Genomic DNA, 24,606 nt, shown 5'->3' with positions numbered 1-24,606 from the left:
CGGCACGAGGCAGCCATTATGCGCCTGTCTCGGAACATCTCGGGCACCCCCACCCTCCCTAGGAGTTCTCATGCGGCGTGGCATCGCGGCCTCTGCCCTCGTTGTGGCCCTCGCGGTCTCGATGGCTGCCTGTGGCAGCAGCGGCTCCAGCTCCGACGGCAAGGCCGACGGGCCGGTCACCCTCACGTACTGGGACACGTCGAACGCCACCAACGAGGCGCCGAACTACCAGGAGCTCGTCAAGAAGTTCGAGGCTGCGAACCCGACCGTCAAGGTCGACTTCGTCAACGTGCCGTTCGACCAGGCGCAGAACAAGCTGCAGACCGCCATGGGGGCCAAGGGTGCTCCGGACGTGTTCCGCTCCGAGGTCGGCTGGACCGCCGCCTTCGCCAAGGCCGGCTTCCTGGAGCCGCTGGACGGCACCCCGGCCGCCGCCGACACCTCCGCCTTCCAGCCGAGCCTGATCCAGCAGGCCAAGTACGAGGGCAAGCTGTACGGCGTTCCGCTGGTGACCGACACGCTCGGCCTGCTCTACAACAAGGAGCTGTTCACCAAGGCCGGCATCACCGAGGCGCCGAAGACCTGGGACGAGCTGAAGACCGACGCCGCCGCCGTCAAGGAGAAGGCCGGCGTGGACGGCTTCTGGCTGAAGGCCGCGGACGGCTACTACGCGATGCCGTTCCTGTACGGCGAGGGCACCGACACCGTCGACGCCGCCGGCAAGAAGATCAGCGTCGCCTCGCCGGAGGCCGTCAAGGCCGTCGAGACCTACAAGACGATGTTCACCTCGCCCGGCACCGTCAAGGCCGACGTCACCACCGACGCCTACGCCCACATGATGGACGCCTTCAACAGCGGCAAGGTCGCGGCGATCGTCCAGGGCCCCTGGGAGATCACCAACATCTACAAGGGCTCGGCCTTCGCCGACAAGAACAACCTCGGCATCGCGGCCGTCCCGGCCGGCTCCAGCGGCAAGGCCGCCGCTCCCACCGGTGGTCACAACATCGCCGTGTACGCGGGTGCCGACAAGGCCCACAAGGCCGCCGCGGAGAAGTTCGCCGCCTTCATGACCTCGGCCGAGAGCCAGGCGTTCATCGCGCAGAAGAACTCCACCCTGCCGACCCGCTCCGACGCCTTCACCGCCGACGTCAAGGCCGACCCGGGCATCGCCGGCTTCCAGGCCGTGCTGAGCAGCGCCAAGCCGCGCCCCGAACTGCCCGAGTACAGCTCGCTGTTCGCCTCGCTGAGCACCAACCTGGGCAAGGCCGTCCAGGGTACGAGCACCCAGGACGCGCTGAACACCGTCTCCACCGACTACGCCAAGCTCCTGCCGGGCTTCGCCAAGTAGTCCCTGTGCCCGGCCCGCCGGTCGACGGGTGACAGCGGACGAGGAGCGGCCGAGCGCGTGACGGCGAACGAATAACAGAGAACAGATTTCATCATCTGTCAGTTGTTCGCCGTCCGCCGTTCGGCGCCGCCCCTCACCTGTCGCCCCCCGGAGGGCCGGGCCGTCGGCTCCCCCCGAGAATCCCCCCGAGAAGGTGCAAACGATGTCAGTCGCCGTGCAGGGCGCCACCGGCAAGGGCAGCCGGGAGCGCGAGCAGCGTCCGGGCCTGCTGGAACGCGTCAAGCGCTCCTACGCCAAGCACTGGTACGCCTACGCGATGATCGCCCCGGTCGTGCTGGTGCTCGGCGTGCTGGTGCTCTACCCGCTCGCCGAGGGCATCTGGCTCACCCTCACCGACGCCAACAGCCTCAACATGGCGCGCAAGATCGGCGTCAACGAGATCCCGGCGACCTACCAGTTCGTCGGCTTCCACAACTACGCCGACATCCTGTGGGGCCCGGGCTCGTACGACCGCTTCTGGTCGCACTTCGTCTGGACCATCGCCTGGACGGCCGTCTGCGTCTTCCTGCACTACACCCTCGGGCTCGGCCTCGCGCTGCTGCTCAACCAGAAGCTGCGCGGCCGCGCCGCCTACCGGATGCTGCTCATCCTGCCGTGGGCCGTACCGACCTTCGTCACCGTCTTCTCCTGGCGGCTGATGCTCGCCGACGGCGGCGTCGTCAACAGCATCCTCTCCTTCCTGCACCTGCCCGAGCCGGGCTGGCTCACCGAGCCGTGGGCGCAGAAGGCGGCCGCGATCATGGTGAACACCTGGGCCGGCGTGCCGTTCATGATGATCTCGCTGCTCGGCGGCCTCCAGTCGATCCCGGCCGAGCTGTACGAGGCCGCCGAGATGGACGGCGCCACCGCCTGGCAGCGCTTCCGGTACGTCACCCTGCCCGGGCTGCGCTCCGTCTCCTCCACGGTCGTGCTGCTCGGCGTGATCTGGACGTTCAACCAGTTCAACGTGATCTTCCTGCTGTTCGGCACCGGCGCCCCCGACGCCCAGCTGCTGGTCACCTGGGCGTACCGCCTCGGCTTCGGCCAGATCCCGCGGGACTACGCGCAGTCCGCCGCCTACGGCGTGATCCTGCTGTCCATCCTGATCGTCTTCACCGCCTTCTACCGGCGCTGGCTCGCCCGCAACGAGCAGGCCAACGGCTGAGGCCCCGGACCCAGTTGACCCACGAAGGCAGGTACCCCCGATGAGCACCACCACCGAACTCCCGGCCCGTGCGGCGGCCCCGGCCCCGGCGGCCCGGCCCGCCAAGGTCCGCCGCCGCGGCGAGCGCAGCCCGCTGGCCCGGGCGCTGTCCCACGGCACCCTGATCCTGGCCGGCCTGATCGCGCTGTTCCCGGTCGCGTGGATCCTGTTCGTCTCGCTCGGCCCGGACAAGACCGACTACCTCCACCCCGGCCAGATCCTCGACAAGCTGACGCTGTCGAACTACCAGCACGTGCTGTCCGACACCGACTTCTTCACCTGGTTCGGCAACGCCCTGCTGGTCTCCGGGGTCACCACCGTGTTCGGCGTGATGCTCGCCGCCACCACCGGCTACGCCGTCTCCCGGATGAAGTTCCCCGGGCACAAGCCGCTGATGTGGTCGCTGCTGGTCACCCAGATGTTCCCGATCGCGGTGCTGATCGTGCCGATGTACACGATGCTCTCCGAACTCGGCCTGCTGGACAGCTACACCGGCCTGATCCTGGTCTACTCGACCACCACCGTGCCGTACTGCGCCTGGCTGCTGAAGGGCTACTTCGACACCATCCCGGTGGAGATCGACGAGGCCGGCCGGGTCGACGGGCTCAGCCCGTTCGGCACCTTCTGGCGGCTGGTGCTGCCGCTCGCCCGCCCGGGCCTGGCGGTGGCGGCCTTCTACTCGTTCCTCACCTACTGGGCCGAGGTGCCGTTCGCCTCCACGTTCATGCTCAGCTCCGACAAGTACACGCTGGCCGTGGGCCTGCAGACCTTCGTCAGCGAGCACGACGCCCAGTGGAACCTGATGGCCGCGACCGCCGTGCTGATCGCGATCCCGTCCGCGGCCTTCTTCTACCTGGTGCAGCGCCACCTGGTCACCGGTCTGACCGCCGGCGCCTCCAAGTCGTAGCGCGCCACCGCGTCGTCACGCACCACCCGCACGCCGCCGTTCCCGACCACGTCGTCACGCGCCTCCACGTCCCGGCGCCTTCCGCTCCTCTAGTCCCCAAGGGATACCGTCCATGACCCAGAACCTGGCCGACACCTCCCGGCCTGCCGCCGACACCGCTCACGAGGCGAACGTCAGCGCGTCCAGAGGCTGGTGGCGGGACGCGGTCATCTACCAGGTGTACCCGCGCAGCTTCGCCGACTCCAACGGCGACGGCATGGGCGACCTGCCCGGCGTCCGCAGCCGCCTGCCCTACCTGCGCGACCTCGGAGTGGACGCGGTCTGGCTGTCGCCGTTCTACGCCTCGCCGCAGGCGGACGCCGGCTACGACGTCGCCGACTACCGCGCCGTGGACCCGATGTTCGGCACCCTGCTGGACGCCGACGCCCTCATCCGGGACGCCCACGACCTGGGCCTGCGGATCATCGTCGACCTCGTCCCCAACCACTCCTCGGACCAGCACGAGTGGTTCCAGCGCGCCCTGCGGGAGGGCCCCGGCTCCCCGCTGCGCGACCGCTACCACTTCCGCCCCGGCAAGGGCGAGCAGGGTGAACTCCCGCCCAACGACTGGGAGTCCATCTTCGGCGGCCCGGCCTGGACCCGCAGCGAGAACCCGGACGGCACCCCCGGCGACTGGTACCTGCACCTGTTCGCCCCGGAGCAGCCCGACTTCAACTGGGAGAACCAGGCCGTCGCCGACGAGTTCCGCTCGATCCTGCGGTTCTGGCTCGACATGGGCGTGGACGGCTTCCGCATCGACGTCGCCCACGGCCTGGTCAAGGCCCCCGGCCTGCCCGACCTCGGCGGCGCCGACCAGCTGAAGCTGCTCGGCAACGACGTCATGCCGTTCTTCGACCAGGACGGCGTGCACGAGATCTACCGCAGCTGGCGCACGATCCTCGACGAGTACCCGGGGCAGCGGATCGGCGTCGCCGAGGCCTGGACCCCGACCGTCCAGCGCACCGCCAACTACGTCCGCCCCGACGAGCTGCACCAGGCCTTCAACTTCCAGTACCTGGGCACCGGTTGGGAGGCCGCCGCGCTGCGCGAGGTGATCGACCTCTCGCTCGACTCGATGCGCCCGGTCGACGCCCCCACCACCTGGGTGCTGTCCAACCACGACGTCACCCGGCACGCCACCCGGTTCGCCAACGAGCCCGGCCTCGGCACCCAGATCCGCACCCCCGGCGACCGGGCGCTCGGCCTGCGCCGCGCCCGGGCCGCCACCCTGCTGATGCTCGCGCTGCCCGGCTCGGCGTACGTCTACCAGGGCGAGGAGCTCGGCCTGCCGGACGTCACCGACCTGCCCGACGAGGTCCGCCAGGACCCGTCCTTCTTCCGCCAGGCCGGCCAGGACGGCTACCGCGACGGCTGCCGCGTCCCGATCCCGTGGTCCGGCACCGAGGCCCCGTACGGCTTCGGCCCGGTGGCCGGCGGGCCGTCCTGGCTGCCGCAGCCGGCCGAGTGGGCCGAGCTGAGCGTCGAGGCGCAGACCGGCGACCCGAACTCCACCCTGGAGCTCTACCGCAGCGCGCTGGCCGTCCGCCGGGCCCAGCCCGACCTCGGCGCCGGCACCGGGGTCGAGTGGCTGGAGAGCCCCGAGGGCACCCTGGCGTTCCGCCGCGGCGCCTTCGTCTGCACCGTGAACACCACCGGCGAGCCGGTGCGGATCGCGGCCCCGGGCACGCTGCTGCTCGCCTCGACCGACCTCGTGGTGGACGGCGGCGAGACGGTGCTCGCTCCGGACAGCACCGGCTGGTGGGCGGTCTGACGTGGTTGGAATAGGCTCTGGGACCGTGACTACGGCGCGACTCTCAGACATCGCGGCGCAGGCGGGGGTCAGCGAAGCCACCGTCTCCCGCGTGCTCAACGGCAAGGCGAACGTTTCCGCCGCCACCCGGCAGACCGTGCTGGCGGCACTCGACGTGCTCGGGTACGAGCGGCCGACCCGCCTTCGCCAGCGCAGCGCCGGGCTGATCGGCCTGATCACGCCGGAGCTCAGCAACCCGATCTTCCCGGCGCTGGCCCAGGTGATCGAGCAGGTGCTCAGCCGGCACGGCTATACCCCGGTGCTGTGCACCCAGACGCCGGGCGGGTCCACCGAGGACGAACTGGTGGACATGCTGGTGGACCGGGGCGTGGCGGGCATCGTCTTCGTCTCCGGCCTGCACGCCGACACCACCGCCGACCACGACCGCTACGCCCGGCTGGCCGGGCGCGGGGTGCCGTTCGTGCTGATCAACGGCTACAGCGAGAAGATCGACGCGCCGTTCATCTCGCCGGACGACCGCGCCGCGATGTGGATGGCCGTCCAGCACCTGGCCGAACTCGGGCACGAGCGGATCGGGCTGGCCGTCGGTCAGCGCCGGTACGTACCGGTGCTGCGGAAGATCGAGGGCTTCACGGCGGCGATGCGCGAGGTGCTCGGGCTCGGCCGGGAGGAGGCCGAGAACCTCGTCCACCACACGCTGTTCAGCGTGGAGGGCGGGCACGCGGCGGCCGGCGCGCTGCTCGACAAGGGCTGCACGGCGATCGTCTGCGGGAGCGACATGATGGCGCTCGGGGCGATCCGAGCGGTGCGGCAGCGCGGGTTGTCGGTGCCGCAGGACGTGTCGGTGGTCGGCTTCGACGACTCGCCGCTGATCGCCTTCACCGAGCCGCCGTTGACCACGATCCGCCAGCCGGTCGAGGCGATGGCCACGGCGGCGGTGGACGCGCTGCTGGAGGAGGTCGGCGGGAACGCCGCCCAGCGCGGCGAGTTCATGTTCCAGCCGGAGCTGGTGATGCGCGGGTCCACCGGGGCCTGCGCGCGCTGAACCCCGGCCGCCACGGCCGTCGGACGGGCCCCGGAGGGCGATCGCTCTCCGGGGCCCGTCGGCGTGCGCGCGGTCGGCCGTCGCGGGCCGTGGCGGGCCGTGGGGTGGGTCAGCCCTCCTGGGCGGTCGGGCGGTCGGCGGTCAGGCGGTGCCCGTCGGCGGCCTCGCCGGTACGGGTCTCGGTGCGGCGGCCGCGGGCCAGGTAGTCGCGCAGGACCAGCTCGACGGCGTCCTGGGGGCTCTTGGTGCCGGAAAGCATCATCGCGTCGATCGCGAGGTTCGCGTCGAGGGTGACGGTGACCTGGGCCATGTGACTCCTCCTCGAGTGCAGAGCAGCAGCATGCCCGCTGGGGCGGCGATCCACCACGGAACGGGGCGGAACCGCGGTCGGGAACGGTCGGGCACGCCGGGGCCCCGGGAACGCCGGAACCCCCGGGGAGGAGCGACCAGACTCTCCCCGGGGGTGGTGGGCGGTCAGCGTTCGGACGACGGCCGACAGCTGACGGATAACAGCTGACAGATGTTGAAAGTTGTCAGCTGTTATCTGTTACCCGTCAGCTGTTACCGTCGGTCCGTCGGCCGTGCGCCGTCAGCCAGCCAAGCGCCGTGGACCGCGCGCCGTCCTCAGACCCGGCCGGCGAAGTCCGGGGCCCAGTTGGCGATGCTCTGCTCGCGGACGCCCGAGCTCGGGTTGGCGGCCTCGACGTACTTGCCGTTGCCGATGTAGATCGCGACGTGGTAGACGCCGGAGTCCTTGCCGTTGTTGGACCAGAACAGCAGGTCGCCCGCCTGGAGGCTGTCCAGCGAGACGTGGGTGCTGGCGGCGGCCTGGTCGGCGGCGACGCGCGGGACGGAGACGCCCGCGGCGCGCAGCGCGGCCTGGGTCAGGCCGGAGCAGTCCCAGCCGCCGTTGCCGGTGCCGCCGTAGACGTACGCCTGACCGACCTTCGACTGGGCGAAGGAGACCGCGGCGGCCATGCTGCCGGTCGCGGCCGGCACCTGGGCCTGGGTCTGCGTCTGGGCCTGGGGCTGGGGAGCGGGCTTGGTGGCGGGCTTCGCGGCCGGCTTGGTGGACGGCTTGGCGGCCGGGGCCTCGGGCTGCGCGGTCGGCTGGGCGTTCACGGCACCGCCGTTCGCGGACTGGCCGGACTTCTGCGAGCGGTCGAACCAGGTGAAGTCCGAGCCGGACGTGCCGGCGGAGGACTGGCCGGCCCGGGCCTGGCCGTTGCCGCCGAAGGACAGCTGCTGGCCCGGGTAGATGGTGTCCGGACCCTCGGTCAGGGTGCCGCGGTTGAGGTCGTACAGCCGCTGCCAGCCGCCCTGCACCTTGTGCTGGTCGGCGATCGCGGACAGCCAGTCGCCCTCGACGACGGTGTAGTCGCCGCCCTGGGCCTGCTGCTGGCGCTTCTGCACCCAGTCGCTCCGGTTGCCGGAGGCGGCGGAGTCGGTGGAGGCCTGCGCGTCGCCCTGGGCGGGCGCGGCGGGCTTCGCGGCGGGGGTCTGGGGCTGTGCGGGCTTGGCGCTGGGCTTCGCGGCCGGAGCGGCCGGCTTGGCGCTCTGGGCGGGCGCGGCGGGCTTGGCGGCGGTCGAACCCGCCGAGGTGTCAACGGCGGCCGCGGCGCCGCCCTTGGTGAGCCCGGCCTGGACCGAGCAGACCGGCCAGGCGCCGGGGCCCTGCGAGGCGAGGACCTTCTCGGCGACGGCGATCTGCTGGTCCTTGGCGGCCAGGTCGGCGCGGGCCGCGTAGGCCGTGCCGCCGAAGGCGGACCAGGTGCTGGAGGTGAACTGGAGGCCGCCGTAGAAGCCGTTGCCGGTGTTGATGCTCCAGTTGCCGCCGCTCTCGCACTGGGCGACCTTGTCCCAGGTGGCGACGGAGGCGGCCGAGGCGGTGCTGGTGGTGAGGCAGGGGACGGTGAGGCCGACGCCCGCGACGCCGAGGGCGGCGATCACGCGACGGGTACGGCCGGACAGACGGGTGCCGTTGGTGGGCAGCATGAAGACGTGGTCCTCTCCCACGCCTGCGAGGTGAGCTGTCGGATTCGGGCTGGAGTTGCCCGGCCGTGCGGTGAGCACGGCTTCACCCCTAGCCCTGGACCGTTCCGGAGAGCGGTCCGGGGCGACTTACCTGTGGGTCCCCCGCTCCTGCCGTGGTGCGTTTTCGCGCTTCCAGGACATCCGACGGCAGGACTCGGCGTTGCGGATGACCGGGTTCGTGTGGTCACGAACGGGGAGCACGTTAATCAGACTTAAGTTCAAACTGCAAACCACTGTGATGTGCATCACGGTTTAGTGGAAACTGCCAAAATTGCCACTCACCATGATCGTAAATGATCGTTTTCAGGCAATGCTGTTGTGGAAGCCGACAACTGGCTCCGCCTCAGGAGTGGCGTGACGGTGCGTCGAATCGCGGAGTGGCGCACTCCGGCGGGTGGGGGAGCGGTCGCGATCGGAGCATGTGAATCCACGCTCCCTATTTCCTTTCAAATAGCGCCAGAACGGACATTCCCCTTCATTGCCGGGTGACTCCCGTACGGGACGGACGGGGTGGGGGGAAGTACGTGGAAGGGCCCGGAACGCGATCCGTTCCGGGCCCTTCGGTGCGCGCGAACCCGCGCGCGGTGTCCTTATCGTCCGCCAGGCCCCTCGGCGGCCGCGTGGGCGCCACGGGAGCCCTCCGCGACCCCCTCGGCCTCGGCGGCGGCCGCCGCCTCCGCCTCGGCCCGTGCCAGGTCCTCCGGGGACGGCGTGGGCAGCGCGGCCAGGTAGGTGGAGGCGATCAGCTGGCCGACCGACGGGTAGGCGCCCAGCGGCGCGGCCGACGGGCAGCCGGTCTCCTCGGCGGCGGTGGCGAGCAGCTCGGAGTCCGCCTCCGGGCCGATCACCAGCGGGGCCAGCGCCGGGCGCTGCGAGCCGGTGTCCTTGAGGTGGTTGACGGCCGCGGCCACCGAGCCGGGCACGTCGAGCGCGGCGGCGACGACCGGCACGGCCAGCCGGGCGGCCAGCAGCACGCCGGTGATGCCGGCCGCGGCGGCCGCGTCCTCGCCGCCGACGGTGGTCAGCACCACGCCGTCCGCGGCGGTCGCGATGGCGAACAGTCGGGCGCGGTCGGCCCGGGCCAGCCCGGCCTCGGAGAGCCGGACGTGCACGGCCTCGGCCAGCAGCGGGTGCGGGCCCAGCGGGTCGGTGACGGGCGCGCCGTACTCGGCGGCGAGCGCGTGAAGCCCGGTCAGGAAGGTGTGCGGGCCGGGCACCAGCGGCACCAGGACGGGCATCGGCCGCCCGGCCTCGGCGGCCAGGGCCAGCAGCTCGGCCACGGTGCGGTCCTCGCCGCTCGCGCCCGCCGCACCGTCACCGGGGAGGTAGCCGACGGCGGTCTGGACGCCGTTCTGCTCGGTGCGGACGATCGAGAGCAGCTCCTCGACGACCGAGCGGGACTCGGGCCCGGCGGTCGCGGGCACGGCGAGCACCAGGGCCGGGGCGCCGGCCGGGATCTCGGGGCGCTCGGGACGACGGTGGCGCCCCCGCGCACGGGAGCCTGGAGTACGGACGGGCAGTGGCGCGCCCGGAATGGCTGCGGTGCTCATGCCGGAGATCGTAGGACATCGGCCCGTCCGGCTTGCAGTCGGCTGCCGTACGGGTTTCGCGTGCTCGCGGTACGGACCCGGTGCGTCTCCGGCGCCGGTCCGGGCGCTTTGCCTACAATCCGGACATTCTTCGCCCAACCCCCGCATGGTGGCCGGTGCTTGTCCCGACGCGATCCGAGGGGACGGGCGTTGCACCCGGGGCGCGTGAGATGTCTCACAGCATGAGCCCGGCTTGACGGAGGGTCACGGGCGGGCGACTCCCGGCATTCGAAGATCAACATTCAGCGGGGAGGTGCTCACGGCCGGTTATCGCGGGCTCGACGATTCATCGGCTATGTCCGTTTACGTACCGTCAGGGGAAGGGCCCGTGAAGAGTTCGCGGCTGCGGGTAAAAGGCCTCGTGCACCTGCAATGTCCCGTGCTGATGCACGTGCACTGCGGCTATCATCACGTCAAGTGAGGCGTTGTGCCGGACCGGTACGGGGCCGGTCCGTTCGTTTCGGCGGTGCCGGGGGCGCCGCGCTGGACGACAACTCCGGAGCTCTTCGGGAGATTTCTATGCACGACTCGCAGGACACGCACGGCTCGTACGACACCTACAACGGGATGGCCGCCGCCGATCTCCAGGGGGTGGTCTGGCAGAAGAGCCGGCACAGCAACTCCCAGGGCAACTGCGTCGAGTTCGCGGCCCTGCCGGGCGGCGATGTGGCGATGCGCAACTCGCGGTTCCCGGACGGCCCCGCCCTCATCTACACCCGGGCCGAGATCTCCGCCCTGCTGCTGGGGGCGAAGGACGGGGAGTTCGACCACCTGGCGGTCTGACCGGCCGCCGTGCTCCATCATCGGGGGGCCGTCGTGGGTGCCGACACCACGACGGCCTTTGTCTTTGTCTCCTCCGGATGTCTTCGCTCCGGAGGCCTCTCCCGGATCCGTCCGGCCGCCCGGCCCGCCCGGCCGCGCTGAGCCGCTCGCGGTTCCGTGGTGCCGGAGGCTCTCGACGGGGCCTGCTGGAAGCGCCCGGGGTGCGGTCCTCCCGGGGTGTCCGTCGACCGGCCGCGCGCCGTCCGGCGCGGGGTCCGTCCCGAAGGCAGGGCTCCTCCGGAGCGCAGGGCCTGTCCCGGGGTCAGGGCTCGTCCGGAACGCCGGGCCCGCTCGGAGCACGGGGCCCGCTGGGAGTACAGGACCCGCTCGGAGCGCGGGGCCCGTCCTAGGCCGAGCGCCGATGCCGTCCGCCGGCGTCGACGGGACCGTCGAGCGGTGAGCGGCCGCCGAGCCCGGGGTGTCCGTCCAGCGGGGAACCGCCGACCGACTCGGTCTCGAACATCGCCCAGACCACCTTGCCGCTGCCCAGAGGGTGCCAGCCCCAGGAGCGGCTGAACGACTCCACCAGGTGCAGCCCGCGGCCCGATTCGGCGACGAAGTCGGCCTCCCGGGCGACCGGGCCGGTGCTGCTCGGATCGCTCACCGCGCAGACCACCTGGGGTGCGCGGTGCACCAGGCTTATTCGGATCGGCAGCCGGCCGTCCGCGGTCGGCTTCATGGGAAAGTCGTACTCGCCCAGGGCGCCGCCCGACGGGTCGGGCCGTGCGCCGATCGCATGCCGGAGCGCGTTGGTCACGAGTTCCGAGGCCACCAGCGCGACGTCGTCGAACAGTTCCGTCAGGCCCCAGAGCTGGAGCGTGCTCCGAGCGAAGTCCCGCGCGGTTCTGACGGCTTCGAAGCGAGGAGCGAGCGTACAGGTGACCACATGGGGGTCAACCGCCAAAGCCGTACCGGTGCTCATGAAGAGCTCCTCCCATAAGGGGGCGGACACGGCTGGACCCGCCGGGGTCATGCCGGTCACCTCCGACTCGCTCGGCCGCTCGGCCGCCCCCTCGACCAGGCGCGCGCGCACTCGAACGCCCGATGACGCGGGGGACGCCGTCGGGTCGGTGCACGGAGTCGCGCGTGGGGTCGACGCGGAGCCCGCGGGATTGCCAGGGATGTGCAGGTGCACGTGCACCATGGTGGTGTGCGCTCACTGCAGATGCAAGAGTCGATTCACGTGCAGTCGCACTATTGGCATATGCAAGCGCCGAATGCACGTGCATCCTGGTGCGTGGAGTGCAGAACTGATAGGAACATCCGTCAGTATCGGCACCGTGAGCGCTCAACTGATGGCAGACTGTGCGCTGTTTGCCCTAGGTGGAGGTTTCGACCGCATGACCACAGTTCAGCCGGGCGGCGGCTCGATGGTCCGCCGGATCCTCCTCGGCTCGCAGCTGCGCCGCCTGCGTGAGGCGCGCGGCATCACCCGCGAGGACGCGGGCTACGCGATCCGGGCCTCCGAGTCCAAGATCAGCCGCATGGAGCTCGGCCGCGTCAGCTTCAAGGAGCGCGACGTCGCCGACCTGCTCAGCCTGTACGGCGTGGACGACGGCATCGAGCGGGAAGCCCTGCTCGGCCTCGTCCGCGAGGCCAACAAGTCCGGCTGGTGGCACAGCTTCAACGACGTGCTGCCGGGCTGGTTCCAGACCTACGTCGGCCTGGAGGAGGCCGCCCAGCTCATCCGCACCTACGAGGTGCAGTTCATCCCCGGACTGCTGCAGTCCGAGGAGTACGCACGGGCGGTTTTCGGCCAGAGTCGGCCGGTCATCAGCGAGGAGGAGGTCGAACGGCGGGTCAGCCTCCGGCTGCGCCGTCAGAAGTTGCTGACCGAGGGGGCCAGCCCGCGCCTGTGGGCGGTCATCGACGAGGCCGCGCTGCGCCGGCCGGTCGGCGGGCCCCAGGTGATGCGCGGTCAGGTGCAGTACCTGATCGACGTCGCCGAGCAGGCCAACGTGGTGATCCAGGTCATGCCGTTCCGGTTCGGCGCGCACGCGGGCGAGTCCGGGGCGTTCACGATCCTGCGCTTCCCGGAGCAGGACCTCGCGGACGTGGTCTACCTGGAGCAGCTCACCAGCGCGCTCTACCTGGACAAGCGCGACGACGTCGACGCCTACATCCAGGTCATGGAGCGGCTCTGCGTGGACAGTCTCACGCCGGAGCGCACGATAGATCTGCTCGCCTCGATCCTGAAGGAACGCTGAGCCGCTGCCGTCCGGGGCCTGTGAGATCCCTCCCTCGCGAGGCCCCCGGCAGTCGGTCCGCCAGGCCGCCCACCCGCCGTCAGTCGCGGGCCGGCGGCCTCTCGCGTTCCGGCGGGGACGGTTGCGGCGGGCGGCCCAGCTCCCAGGCCAGGTCGTAGCGGCGGAAGAGGTCGGCCCGGATCGGCGCCAGCGGGATCTCGGCGCCCGGCAGCAGCACCCCGATGCAGCCGCCCATCAGCGCACTGCGCAGGACGGCGTGCTCGGCGACCGGGTCGGGCGCGCCCCAGTCGAGCAGCAGGCCCTGGAGCAGGGCCCCGAGCTGCTGCTGCTCCGGGTCCTGGACGAAGGCGCCGGTGTCCGGGTCGAGGATCAGCGCCAGGTGCGAGCGCATCACCCGGGGGTGGTCCAGCGCCAGCCCGAGCACGGTGTCGATCGCCCGGGCCAGCCGGGCGTTCGGTGAGGAACCGGGTGCCAGTTCCGCCAAGGCGCAGGCCAGCGACTGGTGCATCATCCGGTGCGTCGCGGACTGCATCAGCAGCCGTTTGCCGTCGAAGTAGTACGAGAGCAGCCCGCGGGCGAGCCCGGCCCGCTCGGCGATGTCCGTCAGCGTGGTGCCCGCGTATCCGCGCTGGTCAACCAGCTCGACGGTGGCCCGCATGATGCGTCGGCGGGAGCGTTGCCGCATCTCCTCATTGACCGAATCCCCGCGAGGTGCCATCGTGTCTGCTCCGAACGTTCGTTGGCTGCGAGCCAATATACTTGCGGAGCCGACAGCCGCACCGAGGAACCGTGCCCCGAGGGGCGCTGCCCGGGCGGCCGCCACGAAGACGGCCGGCTCCACCAACACGGGGGTTTGGTGGAGCCGGCGCCACGGCCCGACGGCCCGGAGATCGGCCGCGGGCGGGGCCCGGGGTCAGCGCTCGGTCAGGACTTCGGCGCGGGCCGCGGTCGACCCGGCTGATGAGTAATCATAATCCGGCACCGGCGCGGGAGTTGAGGCGCGGCGCCGGTCCACCAGGGCGCCCGCCGCCGCGACCACCAGGCCGACCAGGGCGACCATCGTGACGAACAGCAGCGCCGGCCGGTAGCCGTCCAGCTGGGCCTGCGGGCTGTCGCCGCCCGCGCTGCCGGCCGTGATCATCGCGGTCGCTCCGGCCAGGACCACCGCGGTGCCGACCTGGATCGCGGTGTTCACCAGGCCCGAGGCCAGGCCCTGCTCCTCGTCGCCCACGCCGTCGGTGGCGGCGATGTTCACCGAGGGGAAGGCGAAGGCGAAGCCCACGCCGAGCAGCAGCATCGAGGGCAGCACCAGGCCGGGGTACGAGCTGTGCTCGTCCAGCCGCAGGAACAGCGCGAAGGCGGCGACCAGCGAGAGCAGGCCGATCGGCAGCAGCCGCCCGGTGCCGAAGCGGTCCACGAACGGGCCCATGAAGGGCGCCGAGAGCGCGATGAGCGCCGCGGCGGGGAGCAGGCCGAGGGCCATCTCCAGGGCCGACCAGCCGAGCAGGTGCTGGAGGTAGAGGGTGACCACGAACTGGAAGCCGCCGTAGGCGCCGGTCATCGCGAAGGCGACCACGTTGGCCCGGGCGACCGAACCGTTGCGGAAGATGCCGAGCCGGACCAGCGGGTGCGCGGCGCGGCTCTCCACCCGCAGGAAGGCGGCGGCCAACAGGGCGACGACGAGCATCGAGCCGAGCGTGCGCGCGCTCAGCCAGCCGGCGCCCTGGGCCTCGGTGACGGTGAAGACCAGCAGCAGAACGGTCGCGGTGCCGGTGATCGCGCCCAGCGCGTCGTAGCCGCCCTTGGCGCGCTCCTCGACCGGGCGGGGGAGCAGCCGGACGGCGAAGACCAGCGCGAGCAGTGCGACCGGGACGGGCATCAGGAAGGTCCAGCGCCAGCCGACCGAGGTGAGCAGGCCGCTGAGCACCAGGCCGAGCGAGAAGCCGCTGGCACCGCAGGTGGTGTAGATCGACAGGGCGCGGTTGCGGGCCGGGCCCTCCGCGAAGGTCGTGGTGATGATCGACAGGCCGGCCGGGGCGGTGAAGGCGGCGCTGACGCCCTTGAGGAAGCGGGCCGCGATCAGCAGGCCGCCGTCGTCGACCAGGCCGCCGACCAGTGAGGCGGCGGCGAAGACGCCCAGGGCGACCAGGAACACCCGGCGGCGGCCGAGCAGGTCGGCGGCGCGTCCGCCGAGCAGCAGCAGACCGCCGTAACCGAGCACGTAGCCGGAGACCACCCACTGCAGGGTGGAGGTGGACAGGTGCAGGTCGGAGCCGATGGACGGGAGGGCGACGCCCACCATGGAGACGTCCAGGGCGTCCAGGAACATGGCGGCGCAGAGCACGATCAGGGTGCCCCAGAGGCGGGGAGTCCAGTGCGGCCCGCTGGTTGACGGGGCATCGGGTGATGGGACGGTCGCGGTGGTCATGGGGAGGACAGTACATGCACATGCATTCAATGCAAGTGAATTAGATGTGAACGCAATAATTGTCGATGCACGTGCTAGGGTGGCGGCGTGGCTGAACTCGACTCCCCGGCGGAGACCGGTCTCGTCGCGCAGTGGCGCGAGCTGCTGGCCCGGCACGCCGCCGCGGCCTGCATGCTCGACCGCGAGCTGGGCGACCGGTACGGGCTGGGCATGAGCGAGTTCGAGGTGCTGGAGCGCCTCGTCGAGGAGTGCGGGGGCGGCGGCGGGCCCGCGGTGCGGGTGAGCGAGCTGGCCCACACCGTCCACCTGAGCCAGAGCGCGCTCTCCCGGCTGATCGCCCGCCTGGAGAAGGCCGGACTGGTCACCCGGGCGATGTGCGAGAGCGACCGGCGGGGCGTCGTGCTCACCCTCACCGAGGCCGGGCGGGAACGGTACGAGCAGGCCAGGCCGCTCCACCGCCAGGTGCTGGAGCTGACCCTCGGCGGCGGACTCGGGCCGGCCTGCGGATCGTCCACCGACTGACGGATCGGCTTTCCGGCTGACGGAACGTCAAGAACCCCGGGCTGACGCCGGGTTGGCCTCAGAGCAGCGAGTGCAGCCCCGGTGCGGCGGCCAGCAGGACGACCACGGCGGGCGCGGCGAGCGCCCCGACGGTGAGCCGCAGCCGGTGCGGGACGGAGAGCCGCGGACGGCCCGCGAGCAGCCGGTCGACCCGCTTCGGGGACTGTGCCAGGCCGGGCGGACAGGAGCCGAACACCCCGCGGTCCAGGTTGAGTTCGGCCAGCGCGAGGGCGGTGGTGTGCCGACCGTGCCGACGGGCGGCCCGGTCGTCGGCGGCCAGCTCGACCAGCTCCGCCACCTGGTCCCGGAAGGCGCTGAACACGCCGACCCCGGGGAAGCCGGAGGCGAGCGCCTGGGCGAACTGCTGGAGCCAGTGGTGCCGGGCCCGGACGTGGCCGCGCTCATGGCTCAGCACGGCCGCCAGCTCCCGGTCGGTCAGCTGCCGGAGGGCGCCGGTGGTGACCACCAGCCGGGAGTCCGGTCCGGGCAGCGACCATGCCTCCGGGCGGACGTTCTCCAGGACCACCAGCCGCTCCCGGCGGCTCCGGTCGCTCTCGATGCTGTCCGGCAACTCGGGCGCGCGGGTGGCCAGTTGGGCGTGCCGACGATTGCGCAGTGCCTTGGCCGTGCGGACCTCCCGGGTGAGCGCCAACACCGTCTGCACCCCGCCCGCGGCCAGTGCCGCGGCGCACAGCCGGCCCCAGCCCTCGGCCTCCTGGAGGCCGTACGCCGCCTCCACGCCGTGCGGCGCGCCGCGGAACAGCAGCGCGCGCAGCTCCGGCAGGGCGGCGGAGGCCGCCAGGAGGAGGCCCAGCGCACAGCAGAGCAGGACGGCCACCACCAGGCACTGCCACACCAGCAGTGCCAGCACCGGTTCGCGCTCCGCCCAGCGGGCCCGGGCCAGCAGCCGGGGCGCGACGGTCGAGAGCAGCAGGCCGAGCAGCAGCAGGCCGATCAGGGCAGGCATCGATGGGCTCCCCGAGTACGCACGGAACGCGACAACGCGTTCCCCGCCAACCTATGCGCTGGCGACGTCCGGTGGAACGGCTTTCGTCCGGCCAGTGACCAACGCCACGCCCGGACGGGGGCCTTGGGGCGCCGGAGGTCGTGGCGTGCGGCCGTCACATGGTCAGGAGCATGGCGAACATGCCGATCCCCATGGTGAGTCGGCAGGCCTGTGGCAGACCGGCGGTGCCGACCGCGAGGGCGCCCGCCGGGGTGCGCAGCAGCCGGCTGCCGGTCCAGAGGGTGTATCCGCCGAAGTAGAGGAGGAGCGCCCCGGTCAGCGCCGGAAGGCCCAGGGCGGCGGCCTGGTGGTGCCCGTGGCCGGAGGTGCCCGTCATCGCGAGGGCCATGTACGTCATGGCGAGCGCGCCGACCGCGTGGTGCAGGCGGTGCGCCCGGCCGGCCGGGGCGTGGACGGCGGCGAGCAGGAAGGCGGCGGCGGGGAGGCCGAAGAGCCCGGCCCAGACGGCGGCCGGGACGGTGGCGCCGGTGACGGCCATCGCGGCCATGCCGAGCCCCATCAGGGCCTCGGCGGCGTCGGACTCGCGGGCGAGCGGCCGGTGTGCGCCGCCCGGGGCGCAGGGGGAGTGGCGCAGCCGGGTCAGGCAGGAGGTGCCCGCGCCGGCGGCGAGGAGGGCGAGGAGCCAGTTGACCAGGGCGGGTCCGTGCAACGGAGGCCTCCCGGGGCGGTGGGCGACGGGGCGGCGGGCGGCGAACAGATGACAACGGACAGCGGTCAGCGAACAGATGATGAAATCTGTCGGCTGTCAGTTGTCACCCGTCGGCTGTCGCCCGTGCGCCGCCCCCGTGCGCGGCGACGGACGTCCGGTCCACGATCACCGCACCCGGCCGGGCGTGGCCAGGGCGCGTACGGGGGCGCACAGTGGTGCCCGTCCTCGCGAAAGCCCTGGCCGCACGCCTGCCGCACGCCCACCGCACGCCTTGTGGCAAACCCCGGCCGCACAGTGCGGTACCCGCCGGCCGGGCGTGCCCGCTCAGCTCTGGAGCCGCCCCGAGGCGACCACCCGGCTGAGGAACTGCCGGGTGCGCTCCTCCCGCGGGTCGCCGAACACCTGCTCCGGCGGCCCCTGTTCGAGCACCACCCCGCCGTCCAGGAAGCAGACCCGGTCGGCGACCTCGCGGGCGAAGCCCATCTCGTGGGTGGAGAGGACCATCGTCATCCCCTGCTCCTTGAGGTCCCGCACCACCGACAGCACCTCGCCGACCAGCACCGGGTCGAGCGCCGCGGTGATCTCGTCCAGGAGCAGCAGCCGCGGCCCGGTGGCCAGCGCGCGCACGATGGCGACCCGCTGCTGCTGCCCGCCGGACAGCCGGTCCGGGTACTCCTTCGCCTTGGCCGCCAGCCCGAGCCGGTCGAGCAGTTCCAGCGCCCGCGCCTCCGCCTCGGCCCGGGCGACCCGGTGCACCCGGCGCGGCGCGAGCGTGATGTTCTCCAGCACCGTCAGATGCGGGAACAGGTTGTACGACTGGAACACCACGCCGATCCGGCGCCGTACGGCGTCCTCGTCCGCGCGCGGATCGGTGATCTCCTCACCGTCCAGGAAGATCGCCCCGTCGTCGATCCCCTCCAGCAGGTTGACGCAGCGCATCAGCGTGGACTTGCCGGAGCCGGACGCCCCGATCAGCGCCGTCACCGAGTGCTCGGCCACGGCGAGGTCCACGTCGCGCAGCACCACCTGGTCGCCGAAGGTCTTGCGCACCGACTCCAGCCGGAGCACCTCGCTCGACGTCACACCGCACCTCCCTGCAGCTGGCGGCGGGTCATCCGGGTGGTCAGCCAGTCGGCGAACCGGGTCAACGGAATGGTCAGCACGATGAACACCAGCCCCGCCACCAGGTACGGCGTGAAGTTGAAGGACCGGGCCGCGATGATCTTCGCCGCGTACACCGCGTCGATCGCCCCGCCGATCGAGACCAGCCCGGTGTCCTTCTGGAGGCTCACCAGGTTGTTGAGCAGCGGCGGCACCACCCGGCGGACGGCCTGCGGCAGCACCACGTACCGCATCGCCTGCGCGTTGGTCAGCCCCAGCGACCGGGCCGCGGCGCGCTGGCTCGGGTGCACCGACTCGATGCCGGAGCGGAACACCTCGGAGACGTACGCGGAGTACGTCAGCACCAGCGCGGCCCCGCCCAGCAGCAGCGGATCGGTGGTCACCCCGGTCAGCCGCAGCGCCGGCACCCCGGTGATCATCACCAGCAGGCAGATGATCATCGGCAGCCCGAGGAAGAAGTCCACGTACGCGGTGGCCAGCAGCCGCACCGGCAGGGAGACCGGCCCGCGCAGCGTCCGCAGCACCGCCAGCAGCAGTCCGAACACCAGGATCAGCGCCCCGCAGCCGAGCATCAGCTCCAGGTTCAGCCGCAGCCCCTTCAGCACCTCGGGCAGTGCCTGGCGGGCGTAGTCGAGGTTGAAGAAGGTCCGCCGGGTCACCTCCCAGCCGGGGGAGTTGACGACCAGCAGGTAGAGCACGACAGCCGTCGCCAGGGTCGACGCGGTGGCGATCAGCGCCGAGCGGCGGGCCCGGGAGCGCCGGTAGGCCTCGTGCGCCAGCCGCCGCTCGGACGGGCGGTAGCCGTCCTCCGCGGCCGGCGTCCCGGTCCGCGCCGCCGGGGCCTTGGCGAGGTCCACTGAGCCCTCCCGACCCGACGATTCCCCGCCTGACGACTCCCCGCTCGGCCGGGGGCCCAGGTCAGCACTCACTTCAGCACCGGTGCCGAGACGGCGTCGGAGAGCCACTGCTTCTCCAGCTTCGCCAGCGTGCCGTCGGCGCGCAGCGCGTCCACCGCCTGCGATACGCAGCCGGTCAGCTTGGAGCCCTTGTCCAGCACCAGGCCGAACTGCTCGGCCCGCGAGGACACCTCGAACTGGCCGACCACCTGGGCCTCCGGCACCTCGGCGCCGGTGATGTAGAAGGCGGTCGGCAGGTCCACCACCAGCGCTTCGATCTGGCCGTTCTTCAGCGCCGCCTTGGCCAGGTCGTTGGAGTCGAAGACGGCCGGCTGGGTGCTCGGCTTGATGGTGTCGGTGATGGTGTCCAGGCTCGTGGTGCCGACCTGCGCGCCGAGCTTGGCGCCCTTGAGGTCGGCGATGCTCCTGGCCCCCGCCGCCTTGGAGTTCTTCAGCGCGATGACGGTCTGGCGCACGTCGTAGTAACCGGAGGAGAAGTCCACCGCCTGCTTGCGTTCGTCGCTGACGGACACCTGGTTGATGTCGAAGTCGAAGTCCTTGGCACCCGGGGAGGTCGCCTTGTTGAACGGCGCCACCACCCAGCTGACCTTCTCCTTCGGGTAGCCGAGCTTCTCGGCGACCGCGTAGGCGACGGCGGACTCGAAGCCCTTGCCGTTCTCCGGCTTGTCCTCGGTGAACCACGGGTCGTACGCGGGCTTGTCGGTGCCGACGGTCAGCGTCCCGGCGGTACGCGTGGCCAGCGCCCCCGGCGCGCAGCCCGCCGCCGACCCGGCCGCGCCCGAGGCGCCCGGGGCGGCGTCGGACTTCGAGTCCTGCGGCGCGCAGGCGGTCAGCACGGCCGCGGCGGCGACCAGCGCGGCGATGGGCAGTACGGCGGACGGCTTGCGGAGGGTCATGACGGGGCTCCAGGGAAAGGACCGGCGGGACGGAAGGAAGGTGAGGGGCACGGGAGGGCGCGACGGGCGGCCCGCATCCCGGCGGGTCACTTCCCCCCGGTGGCGGCGCCGGAACACAGGCGGCATGGTCGGCGTACGGGCCCGCGTCCGCGGCGCCCCCCGAGCCGGACCGGCAGCAGCCGGGTCGGCGGCAGGCCGGTCAACAACAGCGGCGACAGCGGCAGCAGAGGCCGCGCGCGCGACAGCGACGGCAGACGTGCCGACGGGAGGGCGCCCGGAACGGGCTGTCGTGGCGTACGGCCACCGTGATCACCGCCGGGAGCATGCGGGGAGGTTCGCATCAGAACGGCGCATCTGTCCAGAACATCCAGATCACTGTCCACATGCCGGACAACCCGCCTCCCGCCGAAGGTTTCCGCGCCGGAGCGGTGGTGCGCCGGAACTTTGCCCGTCCGGCCCCCCTTGAACGGGAGAACCTTTCGTACTTATGGTGTTCCCGTTGAAATAACTCCTGTCGAAGTGAGTCCACGATGCAGAATCTTTCGCCAAGGCTCGCTGTGGCGGCCGACGCCCCGGTCTCGACCCTCGCCGGCCACCCGGCCTGGCTGCGCCTGAAGGAGGCCGTCGAGACGCTGCGCCCGCTCCAGTCGAAGGACGGCTCGATCGACCTGGCCGCCGTCCAGCGGCACACGGTCGACCCGCTGGTCGCGACCGTCCGCGCCGCCGTCCAGGAGCTCGCTCCGAACTTCCCGCACGACGCCGCCTACCTGGCCGCCGTCGACGCGGACCTCGCCAAGTGGGCCGACACCGGCTACCGCGAGCCCGACTTCCTGGACTCGCTCCTCGCCTTCCAGCCCGCCGCCCAGCGCGAGGACGGGCTGGAGCACCTGGTCGTCTTCCCGATGTACACCCAGAACGGCAACCCGGACCGCAACCTGGAAGCCGTCCTGCTGAGCGTCGTGTGGCCCGACTGGCTGGCCGAGCTGGAGCGCACCCGCTTCGACAACCCGATGTTCGTGCCGATCACCTTCACGGACTTCACCGCCGGCTACGACACCAACTCCGCCGTGCTCTTCCCCGAGACGGTCTCCGTGCGCAAGGCGCCGGAACGATTCACCTGGGGCGGCATCTTCTGCGACCGCGAGGCCGCGCGCTTCCGCGCCGTCACCACCAGCGCCGTCCAGCAGCTCGGCCTGGAGATCCCGGCCGACGCCGAGGGCCTGCTCCAGGACCAGCAGCGCGCGCAGGAGACCTTCGTCCTGTGGGACCTGGTCCACGACCGCACCCACAGCCACGGCGACCTGCCGTTCGACCCCTTCATGATCAAGCAGCGCAGCCCGTTCTGGATGTACGGCCTGGAGGAGCTCCGCTGCGACCTCACCACCTTCAAGGAGGCGGTGCAGCTGGAGACCGAGGGCAACCCGCACGCCCGCGACGTCCAGTACGCGGTCCTCTTCGACCGCCTGTTCCGCTTCCCGGTCTCCGGCGACCGGGTGCGCAACTACGACGGCCTCGGCGGCCAGCTGCTCTTCGCCTACCTGCACAAGCACGACGCGCTGCGCTGGCGCGACAACCGCCTCAGCATCGACTGGGAGCGCGCCCAGCAGGTCACCAACGCGCTCTGCGCCGAGATCGAGACCCTCTACCGCGACGGCATCGACCGGCCGAAGCCGGCCCACTGGATCGCCGCGTACGAGCTGGTCTCCCGCTACCTCACCCCGCACCCGGCCTCCACCTGGGCGAAGGGCTCCGAGGCCCTGCCGCTCGACATCACCGACGGCAAGGCCCTCAACAAGGCCCTCTGCGACGCCGTGCTCCCGGACGAGTTCCCGCTGAGCATGTTCTACGAGGCCCTCAACAAGAAGCTGAGCGGCGTCATCGCCGCCACCGCCGGCATCACCGGCGCCGGGATCCAGGGAGCCGCCGCGTGACCACCTCCACCAACGCCCCGCTGGCCGGCAAGGTCATCGCCGTCGCCGGAGCCAGCGGCCCGGCCGGACGCGCCGTGCTGCGCCGCCTCACCGCCGACGGTGCCACCGTGATCGGCGCCGACATCGACGCCCAGCGCCTGGAGTCCGCGCTGGACGCCACCCGGGTGGCCGTCCGCGGGGCCAAGGTCAGCGGCCAGGTGATCGACCTGCTCGACCCGCAGGAGGTCCACGACTGGGCCGACCACCTGGAGTCCGAGCACGGCCACGTCGACGGCCTGTTCCACCTGGTCGGCGGCTGGCGCGGCGGCAAGACCTTCTTCGACACCCGGCTGGACGACTGGGACTTCCTGCACGACACCGTCGTGCGCACCCTCCAGCACACCTCGCTGGCCTTCCAGCCCGCGCTGGTCCGCAGCACCGCCGGCCGCTACGCGATGATCTCCGCCGCGGCCGCGCACAAGCCCACCGCCGGCGGCGCCGCCTACGCGGCCGCCAAGGCCGCCACCGAGGCGTGGACCCTCGCCATGGCCGACTCCTTCAAGAAGGAGACCACCGCCCCCGACGGCGAGCCCACCGCGGCGGCTGCGATCCTGGTCATCAAGGCGCTGGTCAGTCCCGAAATGCGGGCCGAGAAGCCGGAGGCGAAGTTCGCCGGCTTCACCGACACCGCCGACCTCGCCGGACACCTGGCGGGCCTCTGGGACCGCCCCGCAGCAGAACTGAACGGACAGCACCTGTGGCTGACAGCCCGATGACCGACCTCACCCGTACGGACGCGGTACGGCGGCACGACCCCGCCGTCCGCGGCTTCGCCAGCGACAACTACGCCGGCGTGCACCCGGAGGTCCTCGCCGCGATAGCCCTCGCCAACGGCGGCCACCAGATCGCCTACGGCGAGGACGACTACACGGCCCACCTCCAGGACGTCTTCCGCCGCCACTTCGGCGACAAGGCCGAGGCCTACCCCGTCTTCAACGGCACCGGCGCCAACGTGGTCGCCCTCCAGGCCCTGCTCCCGCGCTGGGGCGCGGTGGTCTGCGCCGAGTCCGCCCACATCCACGTGGACGAGGGCGGCGCCCCGGAGAAGATGGGCGGCATCAAGCTGCTCACCGTCCCCACCCCGGACGGCAAGCTCACCCCCGAGCTGCTCGACCAGCAGGCCTGGGGCTTCGGCGACGAGCACCGCGCGCAGCCGCTCGCGGTCTCCATCACCCAGAGCACCGAGCTCGGCACCCTCTACACCGCCGACGAGATCCGCGCGATCACCGAGCACGCCCACCAGCTGGGCATGCTCGTCCACGTGGACGGCTCCCGCCTGGCCAACGCCGCCGCCTCGCTCGGCCAGCCGCTGCGCGCCTTCACCACCGACGTGGGCGTCGACGTGCTCTCCTTCGGCGGGACGAAGAACGGCCTGCTGTTCGGCGAGGTCGTGGTGGTGCTCAACCCGGAGCGGGTTCGCAACATCACGTACCTCCGCAAGACCTCGATGCAGCTCGCCTCGAAGATGCGCTTCGTCTCGGTCCAGTTCGAGGCCCTGCTCTCCGGCGACCTCTACCTGCGCAACGCCGGCCACGCCAACGCGATGGCCAGCCGCCTGGAGGCCGCGGTCCGGAAGATCGACGGCGTCGAGGTGGTCCGCCCGGCCCAGGCGAACGCGGTGTTCGCGATCCTCCCGCGCGAGGTGAGCGAGCGGCTCCAGAAGCGCTACCGCTTCTACTTCTGGAACGAGCACACCGGCGAGGTCCGCTGGATGTGCGCCTTCGACACCACGGAGGCCGACATCGACGCCTTCGCGGCGGCCATCGCCGAGGAGATGGGCCGCGCCTGACGGTGCTCGAACGATGGATCGTCCCGTCCCGCGACAGCGGGGCGGGACGATTTGCATGTGGCGGGCCGGTGCCCGTACAGTTCCGGAGTCGCCGCGGGAGACCGGGGCGGCAAAGCGGAAAGTGAATCCGATGAATGAAACTCCGGAAAACGGAGCGGAAAACATCTGATAAGCTGGAAACACGAAAGAACGAAGCCCGGAGGGTCCGCTGGAAGGCGGTCCGAAGGAAGCGTCCGTTCCTT

General features: G+C 71.8%; 22 protein-coding genes and 1 riboswitch. Of the genes, 11 read left to right on the top strand and 11 right to left on the bottom strand.

Features of this window, described 5'->3' with window-relative positions; all coding sequences use genetic code 11:
* The first annotated feature begins 70 nt into the window (after positions 1-70).
* The 5 genes from ACFRQN_RS03750 to ACFRQN_RS03730 all read left to right on the top strand — a co-directional run bounded on the left by ACFRQN_RS03750 (position 71) and on the right by ACFRQN_RS03730 (position 6,353).
* Positions 71-1,348, top strand: coding sequence for an extracellular solute-binding protein (locus ACFRQN_RS03750; protein WP_074004381.1), 1,278 nt, complete (start codon positions 71-73; stop codon positions 1,346-1,348).
* Positions 1,349-1,550: 202 nt separating this feature from the next.
* On the top strand, positions 1,551-2,552 hold the full coding sequence (locus ACFRQN_RS03745) for a carbohydrate ABC transporter permease (protein WP_049650566.1): 1,002 nt from the start codon (positions 1,551-1,553) through the stop codon (positions 2,550-2,552).
* Positions 2,553-2,592: 40 nt separating this feature from the next.
* Positions 2,593-3,498 (top strand): sugar ABC transporter permease, encoded by a 906-nt coding sequence (locus ACFRQN_RS03740; protein WP_049650565.1) that lies wholly within the window; start codon positions 2,593-2,595, stop codon positions 3,496-3,498.
* Between the two features lie 112 nt (positions 3,499-3,610).
* On the top strand, positions 3,611-5,308 hold the full coding sequence (locus ACFRQN_RS03735) for a glycoside hydrolase family 13 protein (protein ID WP_049650564.1): 1,698 nt from the start codon (positions 3,611-3,613) through the stop codon (positions 5,306-5,308).
* A gap of 25 nt (positions 5,309-5,333) precedes the next feature.
* Positions 5,334-6,353 (top strand): LacI family DNA-binding transcriptional regulator, encoded by a 1,020-nt coding sequence (locus tag ACFRQN_RS03730; RefSeq protein WP_181970866.1) that lies wholly within the window; start codon positions 5,334-5,336, stop codon positions 6,351-6,353.
* A gap of 109 nt (positions 6,354-6,462) precedes the next feature.
* On the opposite strand, the gene ACFRQN_RS03725 is transcribed toward ACFRQN_RS03730, so the two are convergent.
* The 3 genes from ACFRQN_RS03725 to ACFRQN_RS03715 all read right to left on the bottom strand — a co-directional run bounded on the left by ACFRQN_RS03725 (position 6,463) and on the right by ACFRQN_RS03715 (position 9,937).
* Positions 6,463-6,663: a hypothetical protein gene (locus tag ACFRQN_RS03725; RefSeq protein ID WP_117492512.1), complete on the bottom strand. Its 201-nt coding sequence runs from the start codon at positions 6,661-6,663 to the stop codon at positions 6,463-6,465.
* A 314-nt stretch (positions 6,664-6,977) separates the two neighbouring features.
* Complete coding sequence (locus ACFRQN_RS03720; RefSeq protein WP_380737973.1) at positions 6,978-8,369, bottom strand: transglycosylase family protein; 1,392 nt, start codon at positions 8,367-8,369, stop codon at positions 6,978-6,980.
* A riboswitch (cyclic di-AMP (ydaO/yuaA leader) is annotated at positions 8,356-8,526 on the bottom strand. (Overlaps the previous gene by 14 nt.)
* 451 nt (positions 8,527-8,977) lie before the next feature.
* Positions 8,978-9,937 carry a hypothetical protein gene (locus ACFRQN_RS03715; protein WP_259316966.1) on the bottom strand — a complete coding sequence of 320 codons (960 nt, stop codon included), beginning with the start codon at positions 9,935-9,937 and terminating at the stop codon, positions 8,978-8,980.
* Between the two features lie 558 nt (positions 9,938-10,495).
* Here ACFRQN_RS03715 and ACFRQN_RS03710 point away from each other — a divergent pair.
* Complete coding sequence (locus tag ACFRQN_RS03710; protein WP_074004386.1) at positions 10,496-10,759, top strand: DUF397 domain-containing protein; 264 nt, start codon at positions 10,496-10,498, stop codon at positions 10,757-10,759.
* A 385-nt stretch (positions 10,760-11,144) separates the two neighbouring features.
* On the opposite strand, the gene ACFRQN_RS03705 is transcribed toward ACFRQN_RS03710, so the two are convergent.
* Positions 11,145-11,720 (bottom strand): ATP-binding protein, encoded by a 576-nt coding sequence (locus tag ACFRQN_RS03705; protein ID WP_380737970.1) that lies wholly within the window; start codon positions 11,718-11,720, stop codon positions 11,145-11,147.
* Between the two features lie 418 nt (positions 11,721-12,138).
* On the opposite strand from ACFRQN_RS03705, the gene ACFRQN_RS03700 reads away from it, so the two are divergent.
* Positions 12,139-13,005, top strand: coding sequence for a helix-turn-helix transcriptional regulator (locus ACFRQN_RS03700; RefSeq protein ID WP_049650560.1), 867 nt, complete (start codon positions 12,139-12,141; stop codon positions 13,003-13,005).
* Positions 13,006-13,084: 79 nt separating this feature from the next.
* Here ACFRQN_RS03700 and ACFRQN_RS03695 read toward each other — a convergent pair whose 3' ends face one another.
* Together ACFRQN_RS03695 and ACFRQN_RS03690 are read right to left on the bottom strand one after the other, a co-directional pair.
* Positions 13,085-13,690: a TetR/AcrR family transcriptional regulator gene (locus tag ACFRQN_RS03695; RefSeq protein ID WP_049650559.1), complete on the bottom strand. Its 606-nt coding sequence runs from the start codon at positions 13,688-13,690 to the stop codon at positions 13,085-13,087.
* Between the two features lie 228 nt (positions 13,691-13,918).
* On the bottom strand, positions 13,919-15,433 hold the full coding sequence (locus tag ACFRQN_RS03690; protein WP_380737968.1) for an MFS transporter: 1,515 nt from the start codon (positions 15,431-15,433) through the stop codon (positions 13,919-13,921).
* An 87-nt stretch (positions 15,434-15,520) separates the two neighbouring features.
* On the opposite strand from ACFRQN_RS03690, the gene ACFRQN_RS03685 reads away from it, so the two are divergent.
* Complete coding sequence (locus tag ACFRQN_RS03685) at positions 15,521-15,955, top strand: MarR family winged helix-turn-helix transcriptional regulator (RefSeq protein ID WP_049650557.1); 435 nt, start codon at positions 15,521-15,523, stop codon at positions 15,953-15,955.
* A gap of 58 nt (positions 15,956-16,013) precedes the next feature.
* Here ACFRQN_RS03685 and ACFRQN_RS03680 read toward each other — a convergent pair whose 3' ends face one another.
* The 5 genes from ACFRQN_RS03680 to ACFRQN_RS03660 form a co-directional block, all read right to left on the bottom strand.
* Positions 16,014-16,961 carry a M56 family metallopeptidase gene (locus ACFRQN_RS03680; protein ID WP_117492506.1) on the bottom strand — a complete coding sequence of 316 codons (948 nt, stop codon included), beginning with the start codon at positions 16,959-16,961 and terminating at the stop codon, positions 16,014-16,016.
* A gap of 154 nt (positions 16,962-17,115) precedes the next feature.
* Positions 17,116-17,670 carry a DUF5134 domain-containing protein gene (locus ACFRQN_RS03675; RefSeq protein WP_380737966.1) on the bottom strand — a complete coding sequence of 185 codons (555 nt, stop codon included), beginning with the start codon at positions 17,668-17,670 and terminating at the stop codon, positions 17,116-17,118.
* Between the two features lie 324 nt (positions 17,671-17,994).
* The gene (locus ACFRQN_RS03670; RefSeq protein ID WP_380737964.1) at positions 17,995-18,753 is read right to left on the bottom strand and encodes an amino acid ABC transporter ATP-binding protein; all 759 of its coding nucleotides are present in this window, start codon (positions 18,751-18,753) and stop codon (positions 17,995-17,997) included.
* Positions 18,750-19,649 carry an amino acid ABC transporter permease gene (locus tag ACFRQN_RS03665; RefSeq protein ID WP_380737962.1) on the bottom strand — a complete coding sequence of 300 codons (900 nt, stop codon included), beginning with the start codon at positions 19,647-19,649 and terminating at the stop codon, positions 18,750-18,752. The genes ACFRQN_RS03670 and ACFRQN_RS03665 overlap by 4 nt, the downstream gene beginning before the upstream one ends.
* A 68-nt stretch (positions 19,650-19,717) precedes the next feature.
* A complete protein-coding gene (locus ACFRQN_RS03660) occupies positions 19,718-20,605 on the bottom strand; it encodes an ABC transporter substrate-binding protein (RefSeq protein ID WP_049650552.1) in 888 nt (295 codons plus the stop codon).
* A gap of 530 nt (positions 20,606-21,135) precedes the next feature.
* Here ACFRQN_RS03660 and ACFRQN_RS03655 point away from each other — a divergent pair.
* Genes ACFRQN_RS03655 through ACFRQN_RS03645 form a run of 3 tightly spaced genes read left to right on the top strand, consistent with a single transcriptional unit; the run spans position 21,136 to position 24,364 of the window.
* Positions 21,136-22,536: a DUF6421 family protein gene (locus ACFRQN_RS03655; RefSeq protein WP_049650551.1), complete on the top strand. Its 1,401-nt coding sequence runs from the start codon at positions 21,136-21,138 to the stop codon at positions 22,534-22,536.
* Positions 22,533-23,291: an SDR family oxidoreductase gene (locus ACFRQN_RS03650; RefSeq protein ID WP_079272480.1), complete on the top strand. Its 759-nt coding sequence runs from the start codon at positions 22,533-22,535 to the stop codon at positions 23,289-23,291. Before ACFRQN_RS03655 ends, ACFRQN_RS03650 begins: the two co-directional genes overlap by 4 nt.
* Positions 23,288-24,364, top strand: a complete 1,077-nt coding sequence (locus tag ACFRQN_RS03645; RefSeq protein ID WP_049650550.1) for a low specificity L-threonine aldolase — start codon at positions 23,288-23,290, stop codon at positions 24,362-24,364. The genes ACFRQN_RS03650 and ACFRQN_RS03645 overlap by 4 nt, the downstream gene beginning before the upstream one ends.
* Positions 24,365-24,606: the final 242 nt, after the last annotated feature.

Origin of the sequence: Kitasatospora sp. NPDC056800, from assembly GCF_042789775.1 — a bacterium.
GTDB lineage: Bacteria > Actinomycetota > Actinomycetes > Streptomycetales > Streptomycetaceae > Kitasatospora.
This window is presented reverse-complemented; position numbering and strand designations above follow the sequence as displayed.

Bases quoted from the DNA above. Each gene is read 5' to 3' on its own strand.
- ACFRQN_RS03750 (WP_074004381.1), top strand. From the start codon at position 71: ATGCGGCGTGGCATCGCGGCCTCTGCCCTCGTTGTGGCCCTCGCGGTC.
- ACFRQN_RS03745 (WP_049650566.1), top strand. From the start codon at position 1,551: ATGTCAGTCGCCGTGCAGGGCGCCACCGGCAAGGGCAGCCGGGAGCGC.
- ACFRQN_RS03740 (WP_049650565.1), top strand. From the start codon at position 2,593: ATGAGCACCACCACCGAACTCCCGGCCCGTGCGGCGGCCCCGGCCCCG.
- ACFRQN_RS03735 (WP_049650564.1), top strand. From the start codon at position 3,611: ATGACCCAGAACCTGGCCGACACCTCCCGGCCTGCCGCCGACACCGCT.
- ACFRQN_RS03725 (WP_117492512.1), bottom strand. From the start codon at position 6,663: ATGGCCCAGGTCACCGTCACCCTCGACGCGAACCTCGCGATCGACGCG.
- ACFRQN_RS03715 (WP_259316966.1), bottom strand. From the start codon at position 9,937: ATGAGCACCGCAGCCATTCCGGGCGCGCCACTGCCCGTCCGTACTCCA.
- ACFRQN_RS03710 (WP_074004386.1), top strand. From the start codon at position 10,496: ATGCACGACTCGCAGGACACGCACGGCTCGTACGACACCTACAACGGG.
- ACFRQN_RS03705 (WP_380737970.1), bottom strand. From the start codon at position 11,720: ATGAGCACCGGTACGGCTTTGGCGGTTGACCCCCATGTGGTCACCTGT.
- ACFRQN_RS03700 (WP_049650560.1), top strand. From the start codon at position 12,139: ATGACCACAGTTCAGCCGGGCGGCGGCTCGATGGTCCGCCGGATCCTC.
- ACFRQN_RS03695 (WP_049650559.1), bottom strand. From the start codon at position 13,690: ATGCGGCAACGCTCCCGCCGACGCATCATGCGGGCCACCGTCGAGCTG.
- ACFRQN_RS03690 (WP_380737968.1), bottom strand. From the start codon at position 15,433: ATGACCACCGCGACCGTCCCATCACCCGATGCCCCGTCAACCAGCGGG.
- ACFRQN_RS03680 (WP_117492506.1), bottom strand. From the start codon at position 16,961: ATGCCTGCCCTGATCGGCCTGCTGCTGCTCGGCCTGCTGCTCTCGACC.
- ACFRQN_RS03660 (WP_049650552.1), bottom strand. From the start codon at position 20,605: ATGACCCTCCGCAAGCCGTCCGCCGTACTGCCCATCGCCGCGCTGGTC.
- ACFRQN_RS03655 (WP_049650551.1), top strand. From the start codon at position 21,136: ATGCAGAATCTTTCGCCAAGGCTCGCTGTGGCGGCCGACGCCCCGGTC.
- ACFRQN_RS03645 (WP_049650550.1), top strand. From the start codon at position 23,288: ATGACCGACCTCACCCGTACGGACGCGGTACGGCGGCACGACCCCGCC.